This window comes from Acinetobacter soli (genome assembly GCF_018139125.1).
In the GTDB taxonomy this organism is placed as follows: domain Bacteria; phylum Pseudomonadota; class Gammaproteobacteria; order Pseudomonadales; family Moraxellaceae; genus Acinetobacter; species Acinetobacter soli.
Genome location: NZ_CP073241.1, coordinates 2,416,374 through 2,431,557, shown reverse-complemented (window position 1 = coordinate 2,431,557; position 15,184 = coordinate 2,416,374). Strand labels below are relative to the sequence as shown.

Sequence of the window (15,184 nt, the reverse complement as noted above, 5' to 3'; positions counted from 1 at the left end):
ATAGAGGGGTATACATCACACCATGGAAATCATAAATTGATCAGTAAATTAATCAGTTTTAAAAAGTTCCTCTTGGTGTAATACAGCCATAGGCTTATGTAGGGTAACAGACGCTATGTCATCTAACTCATTAAGCTGAACAGATCGTGGGCGACCAATACATGCTAGATGAAAGCAAAACTTAAATGCAGCAAGAGCATGACCATCTTTGACTGAATAGAGTTGTAGACGAGGAAACTCCTCTAGAGTCGATGGATGTTTATCTGTTGATGCTTTTGCTAATTTGAAAAGTTGAGGCTGTTGTTTAGCATCTAACTTTGTTTGCAAATCTTGTCCAAGTAAGTGCCAAAATTTGGCAGGAAATAAAGCCTTAACTTGGGAGTAAAAATGTTCGAGTTGATCGATATCCTTCCAGCGATAATGGATACCGGTATGTGATGCGGTCACTCGATTTAAAAATACATTCAGGACGTATGCAATTTGTATTGGATTTTTACGAGCTATTTTCTGTAGATGTTCAAAAAAATAAGTCACTGCATGAAGCTCTTCAGCGCTATCAAGCATTGCTGGTTTTAAGTGGGTTGAGCTATCAATACTAAATAAACGGGGATTCCCTTTTTTTGATTTAATATTTGCTAAATTTAGGGCATTTTCATACCAATAATTGACGAGTTCTTCTGGTAAGCACATACGTTGAGCTGCACTTTTAGGATCGTGAGTAGTCTCCAATATATTGAGCGTTTCATAGAAGCGTTGAAGTGAAATTTTAGAATCTTCTGTTCCAACAAAGAAAGCAAAAAAATCATGGGATTGATCTATTTGTAACGATAGTTCATCTAAAATGTCAGTAGCATTACTTTGAATCCATTTTGTTTGATCGTTCAATAATATAGTTGCTAGAACGGCTTGGTTTTTTTCAAAATTAAAGTCTTTTTCATCATTTGTTATTTGCAAACTTTTAAACGTTGCATTGTGGCCCATAATTTTTTTAGCCAATTCATTAGGCATATCTGGATGATGTTTTAGTAGTTTTTGACCAGCTATGAGATAACTTAAATGAATATAGCTTTTGAATGTTTCAACTGGCTCTATATGTCCTAAGAGATGTGCAATAACAAACCAATGGTTTTGTCCATGTTGATTTTGAAGTAGCTCAGCTCGAATTTTTTGATATTCGTTTTCGCTATAGTCAGTTAGCTTTTGCACAAGTGGTGCATATTCACAGTTCAGTAAAAGCGATAAATGATTCGCTGCAGTGTGACGAAAAGAGTGAAAGGAGTAATGATGCCCTTTAAAGACCTGATTTAATATCAGTTTTAGAGGTACGGTGACAGTGTGTTTATTGAGTTTTTTATTTTCATTCAAGTTGCTGAATAAATATAAACTTTTCTTATTCTCTAAGCGTTTTTCAACAATAAAATCGCCAAAGAATTGGTACTCATCATCTTTTAGTAAAGCGTATGCAGGCACAATCCGTTCCGCACTATCCGTTTTGAGCAGATGTTGATTCCCTTGTTTTTTAGAACCATAAGGTTGAACCCAGATAGAAAATTGATTTAAACCCTCGATATCTTTTACACGTAACCCGAGTATTTCGTTAATACGCATACCAGTACGGTAAGCCAAAATATAAATGATTTTTAATAATTTATAGTGATGGTCTGAGATGGATTGGTCATGTAAGAGCTGATTTAACTTCTTTAATATGACCTGGAAGGCTGTGTGACCTATGATGCATGCCCGTGGTCGACTTTGCGATGCAATAAATTCAAGTTCGAAATCTTCTGCTTGAAAAACAATTTGTTGAAAGGTGTGAAAGCGTTTCAACATACGGATTGTTTAGTCTTTAGATTTTTTAAACTCAGGTCGATCTGCTTCATCAGCAAGTCGTGTATTGCTAATGATTTGTTGATAGATTTTGTTCAGCAGATCATTAATGTCATCGTCGGCATCGAAGTATTGCAAGGCATGAGTTAAAAAAGGTTCTGCGATCCGGGTGTAATATGTATAGATTGAACTATCTGCGAGTTTTTGATTGTCTTGAAATGCCTTCATGTACTGAGTTGTATCAAAATCAAAGGTTGCTGATAATTTTTTTATTTGCTCTGAACTTGGTTGATAGAGACTAATGAGCCACAAAATAATACGTTTAGAAAACTCATTAAACTGCTCTTGGTGAAGTAGGCAAAAATCAATAATGAGTTTAGCAATGGGTTGGTCTGTTGATGATGTGCGAATCATTTTCAGCAAGTTTTTATGAATAAATATCACATTTTCTACTGCTTCAGATGTATTGAGATCTGGTAGGACTTTGGCTGTAGAAGAGACATTTCGTTCGATTTCATCACTTAATTGAGTTTTAAATTTTGGGAATGCAAAGTTTTCAAACTCATGTTCTGATAAACCACACGTGAGTGTGTTTTCTAACAAACATTGTGAGAGGGCAGGATCAACATCTGCATTCTGCAGTTGTAGCCAATTAAAATTGGCGTAGTCACGTAAAAACTTAAAAGTCTTGTTGGTGTATGGATGTTTTATTTTTTGAAAAATAAGGTGTAGATACGCATTCACGTTTAGACTGATGTCATGAATTTGTCTTGTATTAAAATGAATGAGCCAAAGTCGTGTGAGTTGATCTGGAACAAAATTACGCGATTTTCGTATTGTTTTTTCATCAACAAATAGATCGCCATAGCTTGGAGAAAGTGGCTCTAAAAAGATGATATTAAAATCGAAAATTTTTTGGATTTTTTCAGGGTTTTTTAAATGTTCGAGCAAAGCATTTAATGAAGCTGTTTGATTTAATCCACCGTATAACATTGAGCAAAGCAGAATATTCCCAATAATTTCATCATCAGAAAAAGCAGAACTATCTTGAGCAAGAGTCCAGTAATCCCACAGTTTTTCAAGGATGATGTCAATTTCATGACCGGCTTGGATCCAATCTAGGGTGAAAATTGGTTCATCGCGTTTCATCTCAAAGGTGAGATAAGGTAGTGGGAGGTCTAGGCTATTACTTTTATTGAGGTCTTTGATATATGTTCGGAAGAATTCATGAGCATATTTTTTCCAGGCAAGATTCGGTGCTTTACGTTTAATAAACTCATAAATTGCAGGATAAGCTTGAATCAAGTCTTCATTTGAGAATTTTTGCTCATCAAAGTACTGTCGGAGCTCTTGTTCTGCATCAGCTCGTAGGTTCTTTTATAATTCATCACGTTGAAGTTGACGTCTATCTTCAGCATAGCGTTTTTTTGGGATTTTTTTATTGAATGATGACATGAACTTCAATCCCGCTAATTTTAAATTGATCTTTCATTTGCTCTAAAATATTCGCAATTTTAAAGAATTGAGAGAGCGATAAACTGGAAAAAGGATGAGCTGCTTCTTGTTGCATGAGCTCATGTCCAAAGAGAGCTAAAATCTCAGGTTCGGTAATTTTATGAGTCAAAAATGCACGAGCTGTATGGCGATGCCAATTTGCATGATCAAGTCCTAATTCAGGATGGAAATCTTTGACTGTAGAAGGACTTAGTGGTTTCCACTCATCATCTTGGATGATTCCCAAAAAGGGCAGCTTACTTGCTTCTATTTGTTGTATAACATCACTTAAAGCTGGATGACTTATCATGATTTGAGTCGAAAAATCTTCTAAAAATTTAAGGAATTTTTTTATCTCTTCAACTAAAAATGAACAAAGTGGGATTAGACGTCCGAATCCATTGCGGCCGCCTACTTCTTTGTCAGAAACCATGAAAATTTGGCGTTTTAAATTAAAGTTTTTAAGAAATCCAGGGAACTCAGCAACGGGTCGCGCTGTTGTAAAAAGAAGGAGGATATGCCACATCCAGATATTGTAATGATTAAAAATTGAAATTAAATCATCTTCTGCTTGTGAAAAAATATTGTATTTTAATACAGAAAAAATCTCTGTAATGACCTGTGGCTTGGGTGCTTTGCGACTTCCAAAATTAAGGTTTTCATCAGGTGGTGTAATCGCTGTATAGCTTTCATATATGCTTGCTACATCTGCACAAAGTGATTTTAGAATATCAACATATTGTGCATGTAATCGTGGAATATTCTGATGACAATAAGAAACAGAAGATGACTGATTGGCATCAATCCCTGTGATTAAATCTGCGAGTTGTTTATTCCCTGTTTTTGCAAGAACCGTATGATGCAGTAGAGAACTTACCTTTACGACAGACAGTTTTGGAATCAATAATTCTTGTCTTAATTTGCGTAAATATTGCTGTATATCATCGAAACTAACCGAATCCATTTTGCGGAGATCCTCAATGAATAGATTCGGGATTGGAATGTCTAAATAGATCGTCTGATTAAGCAAGCTTTTTGAATACTCAAAATCACGGTTTTTAAATACATGAAATTTACTGCTTAAGAAGAACTGATCATTTTTATGGATCAATTTTTGGCGGTTATTTAAGTTTTTAGCTCGCTTGCTTTGTATATATAGCCACTCATTCACACTGTTGCCTGTTAAAAATGCGAGCATCAGGATCAAAGCACTTTTATTTTGATGTTCAGAGTAGTCCACATGAAGTCTTTTCAGTAGATGGTTCACGCTAGATGGATTCGGAAAAAAACTACTCGACGTGAGTAAATGTTCTTTGCGTTGAATATGTTTTGCAACAAGCGGTAGAACATAACTTTGACTCGTTTCTGAATGTGCTGCGAGTGGTGTGACGTCAGTTGGATTGACAACAATTTGCCGATTAATCGGCTCATCGATTAAGGTTTCTATATTCAGTGCTTTAGATTTAGCCCCTTTTTTGATTTCGATACTTTCTTCAATGAATTGTTCTTCATCAAAAAACTGATGTTGAAGCTGCGTATCGATACTTGCACGTGCAATCTTCGCTTTGTTTTTTAAAATGTAGTTAAAAGTAATCCGAATATCATTGAGTAGATTACGATCAAACTCAGGCAATTCATCCGTATCTAATGTGATCAGATGTTGAATAAATTGTTCTAAGCTCTGTGTTGGATCTTGAAGATAGGTACTCCAGAGACGTTGATACTCTTCTGTATTTTGATATTTTTTTTCAGTATCTAAATTTTTATTTGCAGTCCTAAAGCGCTGGAATAAGCGCTTTACGGTATTGAAATGTTCTGTGTGTGCTTGTTTAAAAAGCTCTGGTTTAAGCTCAGGAAGAGCAATTAAATAAATTGCCGCTTTTAAAACTAGAATATTCCAGGTTAAGGCATTTTTTTCTGACTTTACTAATTGTGCAATTGAGTTCACATACCAAGTAACGGGTGTTGCACTAACAGTATGTTTTCGAGAGGAGACCAAGGCAGCGGGTCTAGCAACAACAGAATTAGTTTGTAGATCAAAATCTAATAGATCGAGATTCAGCTCCTTCAGATATTGATCAGTGGGGTGTAAAGTCAGTAAATCAGCAATATATTGAATATGTTCTGCACGGTTGAACTGCTCATTACCAAAGAGTTTTTCCAGTGTCTGTTTTAATGATACCCGCGGAAGATCAGCAGCATTTTGACGGCTTGGGTTATATTCTGACATTATGCTTTCCATAGCTGATCTGGCGTGAGAACGAAGTCCACATTGTTTAAAAGTTGTTGCACAATTCCACTGGTTTGTTGCAGTTGATCAAAAACCTTCTGTCTTTTCCGGTTTATAACTTTATTTCGATAATTCAGCTGATTTCGTGTGAATGAGAGTAGTTTTGCTAGCAGGTCTAAACTCATAGTACGGTGAGGTTTGAAAGAATTTTCTTTGTTTAAAGCCAAGATAACTTCATATGAAATATGTGCATTGATCAGCGATTGCATTTTTGCAGGATTCATTCGATCCAGATCATGGTGATAAGAGGCCAGAAATCTCATGAATTCTAAACTTGCCTCTTTTTTTAATAGCTCAATTTTGTCCTCATCTTGAGGAAAAAAATGAATGAGTAAGTTGATATTCTTAGGTGTGTTCTTAGACCAATATAAGTGCCACTGACAGGCATTTGCGATGGTATAGCCAGATCTATTAGGGTCTTTCCAGACGCGGATTTTAGGGTAAGAAGTAAATATTGATAGATCAGCTTTTAAGGATTTGAAAGCCTCTTGATAGCAAAGATAAATTCCATAAAAATCAGGGTGTATACTGATTTGGATTTTACTAAAATTTTTGCACAACAATTTTTTAGGTGCGCCAAATTTTTCATTGAAATCAAAAGCCGTTTCCATAGTCCTTCATAAAGGTAAAAAATAATCAAGTGAATATTCTTATAATTTTCTGAAATATTAAGCAAGATCGATCTACCCTATATTTTGTGTATATTTACAAACTATATACAATATATTGTGGTTTTTTTATATTTTTAAGAACTGGGTCATAACTTATAGCAATGCTATTTATTTTAAAACTAAGAGGTTCTTAATATGCAAATTAAACAACTGAAACAGGTAGAAGTCGTTACAGATGTTGTATGTGATGTATGCAACCAATCAACGAAACTGAAGTTTGGAACTTTATCCGCACATTGGGGCTATGGTTCTAAGCATGACGGGGAAAGATATGAATTGCAGTTATGTGAAAAATGTTTCTTTTATGCCTTGGCGACATTAAAAAAAGAGCGAGCAGATGAGTTTATGTTTGATGAAACTTTTGACCCTTCAACCCTAGATGGGTTTGGGTTGAAGTGAACCTATTCATCGCGACAGGTTCTAAGAATCCAGAAAATACTGATTCAGATTCAAGCCAGCAGCTTCATTTTTAATGGCGAGTAAGGGATTCAGGGAAAATATTTTTCTTTGCTTCGAGGTCGCTGAGTTCGGAAAATGCTTGAATACCGTCTGCGGCTTTAATTCCATCTAAAGCAACAGATAGAGCTTCCTGATCTGACGCGAATGTTTCATCCCATGCCGTAGAAGTACCATTTTGGTTTACCACTTCCAGTGTCCAGTCACTATCGAGTAATCGATAAATTAGAACTTCAATTTGCTCATTATCCTCTTGTAAAATTTGAGACAAGGGAGAATCGATTAAATCATTTTCATCATAATCCAGAGTACTGTCATTATCAGACATCAGCGGCAGCCTTTATTGTATTTAACATCCGTCCATAGTAATGAGTGAATTAAATTTTGCTTAGCGGAATGAATGTTATGGGTACAAAGGACGGCTAATTCTAAAAAATAATAGCCCCGACAATAAAACAAAATAATCCAAAAATTACCCAAATCCAGATCTTCGATTTGGGTTGCTCGGTATCTGGTGTATAGAACGGTTGTTGTTTCTGAGCAGGATTCTCTGGGTTGCTAGCTCTATTTTGATAGGGTTGGTGCTTGGAATAGGATAGGCCTGTGCCTGGAATACCAACGCTGGTTCGGGTGCCTTTTTTGCCAATATTTAAAGAAGCACCAGGTTTGCCAATGCTTGCACTGCTGATGCCTTTATGCGTCAGATTGATTTTTAATCCAGGTAATATTTTAATACTCTTGCGAAATCTGAAGCCCATTCTTTTTCTCAAATATTAAATGTCAAAAATAAAATATAGTTTACATTGAAATTTACTAATAATTTATTTAAGTTGTTGAAAAATATTTATTTTGTTGTCTAGTCAGAAAAATCAATTTATTGAATATATATGTCAATAGTAGTAATCTTACTGGAGGAAAGTCTCCAGTGAATATTTTTAATGAACTCTACTAATTTTACGTTACATTTTTCAGGGCATGAAACTTTTGCTCTGCGTTATGGTTGGTTAAATAAAGCTTATAATACATTGAATTTAAATGAAAAAGATATTGAGAAGCAAGTTGTTGAATTAGGTGTAGGAAAAAATATGGTCAATAGTATCAAATATTGGGCCGATATTTCTGGTTTAATGCCTTTACAAAATAAAGAGAATAATAAAATAGGTTATGAAACTAAATTAGGTGAAATTTTTAAAAATTACGATCCTTTTTTGGAGTTAAATGAATCAACTTGGCTGTTACATTATTTCATTCAAAAACGATTTAATGACTTAACTTTTGCTAGGTGGTATTTTAATTTTTCAAATAAGCAAGTCTTTGATAAAACAGAATTAGTTAGTGACTTAGTTGGTTGGTTAGAGTCAGCAGGACTTAAAGTTCCCTCAATAGCAACCTTGCAAAAAGATTTTGACTGCTTTGTCTTATGTTATGCAAAAAGGCTCAGTAGAAAGCAGCTGAATGAAGATGCATTTGTTTCCCCATTGAATGAACTAAATTTAATCTATCAAATTGAATCTCATAAATTTAAAGCAGACTTGCTAGAGCAAAAAAATTTACCTGTGCAAGTTTTTTTATATTGCTTAGCCGATTTCTGGAAAGAAAATTTTAATCAATCACCTACTATTAGTGTCGATAGTATTGCAACAAATCCTGGAAGTCCCGGGAAACTATTTCGTTTGAATAATGCAGCTGTCGATTATTTTCTAAATCAGTGCGCATTAATTGATGATCGGTTTAAATGGACAGATACCTTAGGTATGAGGAGTTTAGCTTGCGATCAAATCAATGAAGTTAATTTAGATGAACTCTTAGTAAATATTTATCGTGGAAAAACAAAAAATGACTAAAGTAGAAAATTTGAATCATTATTATCAAATTCATGTTAATCATCTTTTATCTACACGATTAGATACAGATATATCAAAAGAGTTTTTTGATAAAGTTGTTTTTCACGGAACAGCTTATAATTCTTTACAGACGATTATTGATTCATTCGAAACTTCTGGGCAGTCAACTTTCACTTTGACAGGAAGTTATGGAACAGGAAAATCTACTTTAGCTGCCATATTAACAGGTCTGTTACATCAGAATGATGCTATACGTACTGCAGCACGAAATCTTGTTAATGATAAACGATTGCTTAAAAAATTTGATAAGTCTTTTAATTTTTCTGAAGAAAAACCTTGGCTAATAATTAAAGCTGTAGGAGGGGTAACTTCACCTACAGAATTGTTTTATAAATCTATTTTAAAAGCTTTACAGGATACAAAACTGATAGAGCTTTTTCAGGATGATTTGTTTTTCTTATCTGAAGAAATTAGGAATGAACAACAGCTAATAGAGTGGATAGATCAGGTATTTCGTGCATTAGATGGTAAAATATCTGGCAGTATTTTCATTTTGGATGAGATGGGTAAATTATTAGATCATATTGCTAGAAATAGTGGTGATTTACATCTTTTTCAGGAATTGTCTGAAAAAATTAATAGGCTTTCTTCAAAAGAATGCCCTTTTATATTCTTAGGAGTACTTCACCAAGCTTTTTCTGACTATGCGAAAGGCTTAAGTCATCAAATAGCAGTTGAATGGGCTAAGATTCAAGGGCGATATATCGATATTGCATATAGAATTTCTTTAGATGAGTCTGTTGCCTTAGTCTCTAAAACGATAAAAAGAACAAAGAACAAAATTCCTGATCCTGTTGCGATTCTAAATGAACGATTAATTGATCATGCAATGCTATCAATTAGTTCAAGATTGACTGAAAGTAGTCCTAAAATTAAGCAGTATTTTATTAATGCTTTACCATTGCATCCATTGACTACTATTTTGTTAGGAGCTATTGCTAAAAGTAGTTTTAGTCAAAATGAACGTAGTATTTTTAGTTTTCTTTTATCAGTTGAGCCTTTAAGTTTTAGAAAATTCTTAGAAGCTGATGTTGAATATTATAAAACCTATACTATAGTCGACTTATGGAATTATTTAAGTCATAACTTACAACATCAAATTTTGGGTTCTAAAGAAGGGCACTCTTGGGGAGTTGTTGAAGAGTCTCTTACTTTATTAAGTAAGCAGCTAAATAAGTTAGAAGAGAGTACAAACGCTCATTTAGATGAGCTGTATTTTAATATAGTCAAAGCTATTGCGATGATGAATTTGTTTGGAAAATCATTAGGGGTTTATCCAACAAAAAAACTAATAGCTAATGCATTACCTACTTCTGCAGATTCATTAGACTCTCTTGATAAATGTTTAAACAACCTGAAATCTTGGGGGGTCATAACTCATTGGAATCGTACAGATTCTTATGAAGTTGTCGAGACATCTGAACTCAATATCCAACATTTGTTGGAAGAAAAGTTACAAACCTTAAGTAATCAACAGGATTATTTTGAGCATATTGATTATAAAGGCACCTCTATCTTAGCGAAAAGACACTATCAACAAAAAGGTGTAATGCGTTGGATGGATCAACATTTAATCTCTGATATTTCGGGGTTAAAGCGTTTATTTAATAGTGGTAATTTACAAGATACGAAAGCATTTGCACATTTCGTTTTAATTACAGGCCAAACTTTAAACTCTAAGCAACTTGCTGAAATTTCCTCTCAATACCCTAGTTTAGTTATTTCTAAGCTAAAAAAATTAAACGAGATTTTGAACTGGTCTAAAGAGATTTTTGCCTTAAAAGAAATTCATAAAGATCAACCTAAATTAATGATAGATCCAGTTGCGAAAAAGGAATACGAGCAACGGTTAAATTATGCGTATCAGCAAATAGATTCTTTATTTCAACAATCTTTTGAAGATGTTAACTGGTATTTTTCTGGAGAAAAAATCCTATCTAAATCATTATCGATGGTTGCTTCTGAAATCGCTGATAAGATATTTTTTGCTTGTCCATCAGTATCGAATGAACTAGTTGTCCGGCATGATGTTTCTAGTTCGGCAGCAGCTGGCCGCCGAAAGCTATTAGAAAAGATGTTGGAAAGTTCTGACCAAGAAAATTTAGGTATAGATAAGTTTCCACCGGAAAAGGCTATTTACTTATCCTGCTTAAAACAATTAGGTTTGCATCAGTATCAAGAAGATAAAGGAGAATGGTCATTTGTCATTCCTGAATTTAATAATGAGGGAAATTCAGAACGTAGGCATAACTTAAAACTTGTTTCAGATATGTTTGAAACAGGCTATAAACTATTTAAAGAAAATAAAAAATTAGTGGCATTATCGGAACTATACACTGAATGGTCAAAGCCTCCATTTGGAGTTCCTCAAGGTTTGTTGCCAATTTTTGGATTAGCATTGTTGATGGCTAAGGAAAGTGCTTTGGCATTTTATGATAAGGATATCACTCAAGAGTTTCGTTTCATTAGCTCAATGGATGATGAGTTCCTAAATAAACTTGTTAAGCGTCCAAACGAAGTTGCTGTAAAGTTTATCAAGGAACCGGAAGAAAAAAATCGCTTCATACAGTTATTGGCTGAAAGCATTAACAATATATTTTCCAAGAATATAGAAGCCACTCCTTTATTGGTTGCTCGCTTCTTAGTCTCCCACGTTGTTAAACAATCTAATTGGGTTAAATTTTCCAAAGATGTGGATTTTTTTGAAGAAAAAATACAGCAACTTAGAGCTTATATTGTTAAGGCCGATGATCCGTACAAATTGTTATTTGAAGATATGTATGATCTCTTAGATGTGGGCCAAAAGACTGATGGGCAAATTCTTACTGATATTTCAGACTTTTTCATTACTATTCAAAATGCAAAATCGGATTTATTTACGAAATTCAAAAAAAGCTTACATCAAGAGTTAGGTGAAATTACTCCAGAGATTATTGAACAAGCGAAATCAGTCAGTCAGTCAGCTGCTGACTGGCAAATGAAGAAATTTGCTGAGCACCTCTCTAAAAGCTCATCTGATTCATCTCAATGGATGAGTAATATGATCACTTTACTTGGTCAAATTCCTGAAAGAGATTGGAGTGATGATAGTTTGAAAAAAGCTTTTGAAGCTTTACCTAATTATATACAGCGATTTAAACAGTTAAGCTTCTTTGTTAAAAATGCACATCCTGACTTAACTTCAAATCAACAGCATAAATCATTAGCAATTATCGTAAGTACTGCTAATGGTTTTGAGGAATACAATAGGGATGTCATTGTTGATCACAAAATTCAAAGTCAACTCGATAATTTAGAATTAGCATTAGATGAAAAAGTTAATGCTATAGAGCTAAGTGACGATGCTAAGGCAGTAGTCTTGTATCAACTTTTAAAAAAATATTTGTACCCGATAGGTGAGGAAAAGAAACATGAAAAATGATAAACCCATCAAACATGTTTTAGGACTATCAGGAGGAAAGGATAGTGCAGCATTAGCTGTCTATATGCGAGATAACTATCCTGAGTTAGATATAGAGTATTTTTTTACTGATACAGGAAAAGAATTACCTGAAGTCATGGACTACCTGAATAAGTTAGAAGCTTATTTGGGTAAACCAATTTTACGTTTGGGAGCCGATAAGGATTTTGATTATTGGCTGAAAGAATACAATCACTTTCTTCCCTCGGGACATCAGCGTTGGTGTACTGTCCAAATGAAATTGGTCCCATTTGAAAAATGGGTAAAGCCTTTTTTAGATGAGGGTTATGAAATTATTAGTTATGTCGGCATTCGTGCAGATGAGCCATGGCGTGAAGGTTATGTCCCGACTCAGAAATTTTTAACGACTAAAATGCCATTCGCTGAGGATGGATTAGTTAAAGAGGATATTATTAATATTCTAGAAGGTACGGGATTAGGCTTGCCTAAATATTATGAATGGCGTTCTCGTAGTGGCTGTACTTTTTGTTTTTATCAAAGAAAAATTGAATGGGTACGTTTGAAGGAGCGACATCCAGAAAAATTTGAAGAAGCCAAAGCTTATGAGAAGCAGTTAGCTGATGCAAAGTCGACAAATGGCGAAACTTATTATTGGATGGGGAAAAATACGCCTTTGAGTACACTTGAGGATCCAGAACGTATTGCACAAATTAAAGCTGATCATGAGAAAAAACTTGAGAAGTTTAAGACAAAACGTCGTCGTAATGCTCTTTATGATGAGCAATTAATAGAGATGATTGATTTAGATGCGGTCTATGATGAAGTAGAGGGTGCCGGTGCTTGCGTAACTTGTTATAAGTAAATGTATTTTCAGCATGGATTGTAAAATCAATAAAATGTAATATATTTATAAATATAAATTTATTAAGGTTAAGGTCTAATAATGGATTTAAAGGGTGCGGAACTTAGAAATTTTTATGCTATTAGTCAATGTATTAATGATAGAGTTGGAAAAAATTATGGTGTTAAAGTTCCGCATTATCAAAGACCTTACCGTTGGGAAAAAGAAAATGTTGAAAAACTAATTTCAGATTGGAACGATCATGAGAAGAAAACTGATTACTTTTCTGGATCAATTGTTACGGTAGCATCAGACAATAAAGAGCATGACTTAATTGATGGTCAGCAGCGTTTTACAACACTTTTTTTGGCAAATTTTTTAAAATTTCTAGTATTAAGAGAATTAGTGTCTGTAAGTCTTAGGGACCAAAAATATTTCCCTGATTTTAAAACGCTTTATAGTGAGTTAGTTTCTGCAACCGAATATCTTTTTAATGATCAAAGCCTTATCACAAAATTACATGAACTTGGTGAAAGTATATATGAGCTAAGACAAGATGAAGATTTTGAAGGAGCCATTAAGTTATTTAATCAGAGCTTTTTCCTGTCGTTAAATGAATCAACTAATGATCTTGAAAAAATTGAGTTATTAGAGGAAAAACTAAAATCTACTAAATTATTCTTAACTTATGATAGATCAATATTTAATAAGTCTGTTGCCAAGGTATTGAGTAATACAATTTATAGTTTAGATGATATAAATATACCTAAATTTTATATTAAGAATATAGATGATAATAATTTTTTTAATGAAAATGAAAGAACATATTTAAATGCAATTACTCAAGTATATGAGAGCTTTCAAAAAATTGTTGATGATGAGGGATTTAAAGTAAAGAATATTAATTCTTTTGTTCGCGGAAGTGCTTTGAAGTCCAAAATTAGTGATTTTTTAAAAGAAGTAAAGTTATGTCTTATACAAACAGGTAATACTGAAGATGCATATACATTATTTGAGGTTCTAAATGATAGAGCTCTAGCTTTAGATGATTTAGATTTAATTAAAAATCTTTTTTATAAAAACTTTGTAGTAAAAAATACCGTAATTGATGATTTAAAGAAAGATAAAATTTTACAGCTTTTAGATCAACAATGGATTGAAAAAATATATCCTCCAGGTATTTCGGATTCAGAAAAAAAACTAGTAACATATTTTTCGATTGTTTTTATTAGTGGCTCTATCCAAATTACTCATAAAGCTACAAAAGAGTATAGGACGGTGTTAAATAATTATTTTTCTGAATTATCAGAGTATGATGAAAAAAATATAAAAAGAGATTTTAATATATTTGAAGCATGTAAAATTTTTGTAAAAGTTTTTGGTATTAAGTTTAGATCTCAAGATGTTTCTGCCGTACAAGCTGAATATGATAAAAACTCATCAACTACTTATAAGGTTGTTCATTTATTAATGGCATTAAAACAAGAAGGGGTTTTGTCTGGTTTTGTAAATTATTTACTAAGTTACGTTAAAAATGAAATTCCTGATTTTAATCCTGAAAAATTACAAAAATTATTTGAAGAATTAAGATATCAAAACTCGGCAGATAATGGGATAGAAAATCAAGCAAAAATAATTTGGAAGACTTCAATGCTTTCAAAGGATGCAATTTTACCTAGACAATTAGCTGTTAATTTAATTTCATTAAATTACTTAAAGACTACTGGGTTGAGAGATTGTGTGTTCATAGCTAGATCTAATTCTATTTATCCTCAGGATGAATTTAATAAATGGATTGAAGAGTGGAAATTCGGTGCAAATTTAAAGATAAGAATACTATTTGCTAGATTATTAAAACTATCCTTAGAAGATAATGTGCTTAAAAATAAGTTTTTTTCTTTTAGTATTACTGACGAACAAGTTAAAGAACTAGAACTCGACCATATGGAAGCTCAAAATCCAACTCCAGAGTTTTCAAAGTACTATTTTCAGGATGAACTCAGAGAGCACTATATAAATGGTATAGGAAATATTATGCCATTGCCTAAAACGACAAATATAAAAAAATCAAATTTACCACTTATATATAGTTTTGACTTTTATAAACAAGTTGGATTAGAAAAGCATTTTATTATGGATGAAACTCAAAAACTTCTATGTGAATATTCTGATGAAAATGGTATTCCTACAGCACAGTTTTTTATTCAAAGAAAAAATCGTTTAATTGACTGGTTTAAGCAATGCATTGAAATATAAAAGTTGCTATATGATTTGAGTTTG

The 15,184-nt window shown here is 33.2% G+C and carries 9 protein-coding genes and 1 pseudogene; 5 read left to right on the top strand and 5 right to left on the bottom strand.

Annotation, left to right across the window (positions count from 1 at the left end):
• Nucleotides 1–48: 48 nt before the first annotated feature.
• The 3 genes and pseudogenes from KCV09_RS11215 to KCV09_RS11205 all read right to left on the bottom strand — a co-directional run bounded on the left by KCV09_RS11215 (nt 49) and on the right by KCV09_RS11205 (nt 6,222).
• A pseudogene (locus KCV09_RS11215) lies at nt 49–3,282 on the bottom strand (site-specific integrase).
• Nucleotides 3,266–5,551, bottom strand: a complete 2,286-nt coding sequence (locus tag KCV09_RS11210) for a hypothetical protein (RefSeq protein ID WP_212515143.1) — start codon at nt 5,549–5,551, stop codon at nt 3,266–3,268. Before KCV09_RS11210 ends, KCV09_RS11215 begins: the two are co-directional and overlap by 17 nt.
• Nucleotides 5,551–6,222, bottom strand: a complete 672-nt coding sequence (locus KCV09_RS11205) for a hypothetical protein (RefSeq protein ID WP_212515142.1) — start codon at nt 6,220–6,222, stop codon at nt 5,551–5,553. Before KCV09_RS11205 ends, KCV09_RS11210 begins: the two co-directional genes overlap by 1 nt.
• Nucleotides 6,223–6,417: 195 nt before the next feature.
• Between KCV09_RS11205 and KCV09_RS11200 the strand changes: the two genes are divergently transcribed.
• Nucleotides 6,418–6,681, top strand: a complete 264-nt coding sequence (locus KCV09_RS11200; RefSeq protein WP_212515141.1) for a hypothetical protein — start codon at nt 6,418–6,420, stop codon at nt 6,679–6,681.
• Nucleotides 6,682–6,751: 70 nt separating this feature from the next.
• Here the strand turns inward: KCV09_RS11200 and KCV09_RS11195 are convergent, their stop codons facing one another.
• Together KCV09_RS11195 and KCV09_RS11190 are read right to left on the bottom strand one after the other, a co-directional pair.
• On the bottom strand, nt 6,752–7,066 hold the full coding sequence (locus tag KCV09_RS11195; RefSeq protein WP_212515140.1) for a hypothetical protein: 315 nt from the start codon (nt 7,064–7,066) through the stop codon (nt 6,752–6,754).
• A 100-nt stretch (nt 7,067–7,166) separates the two neighbouring features.
• On the bottom strand, nt 7,167–7,496 hold the full coding sequence (locus KCV09_RS11190; RefSeq protein WP_212515139.1) for a DUF4236 domain-containing protein: 330 nt from the start codon (nt 7,494–7,496) through the stop codon (nt 7,167–7,169).
• A 180-nt stretch (nt 7,497–7,676) separates the two neighbouring features.
• On the opposite strand from KCV09_RS11190, the gene KCV09_RS11185 reads away from it, so the two are divergent.
• The 4 genes from KCV09_RS11185 to KCV09_RS11170 all read left to right on the top strand — a co-directional run bounded on the left by KCV09_RS11185 (nt 7,677) and on the right by KCV09_RS11170 (nt 15,160).
• On the top strand, nt 7,677–8,582 hold the full coding sequence (locus tag KCV09_RS11185) for a DUF4007 family protein (RefSeq protein ID WP_212515138.1): 906 nt from the start codon (nt 7,677–7,679) through the stop codon (nt 8,580–8,582).
• Complete coding sequence (locus KCV09_RS11180) at nt 8,575–12,063, top strand: P-loop NTPase fold protein (RefSeq protein WP_212515137.1); 3,489 nt, start codon at nt 8,575–8,577, stop codon at nt 12,061–12,063. Before KCV09_RS11185 ends, KCV09_RS11180 begins: the two co-directional genes overlap by 8 nt.
• On the top strand, nt 12,053–12,925 hold the full coding sequence (locus tag KCV09_RS11175; protein ID WP_004956626.1) for a phosphoadenosine phosphosulfate reductase family protein: 873 nt from the start codon (nt 12,053–12,055) through the stop codon (nt 12,923–12,925). The genes KCV09_RS11180 and KCV09_RS11175 overlap by 11 nt, the downstream gene beginning before the upstream one ends.
• Nucleotides 12,926–13,006: 81 nt before the next feature.
• Entirely contained in the window at nt 13,007–15,160 is a 2,154-nt protein-coding gene (locus KCV09_RS11170) for a GmrSD restriction endonuclease domain-containing protein (RefSeq protein WP_212515136.1), read from the top strand.
• Nucleotides 15,161–15,184 lie beyond the last annotated feature (24 nt).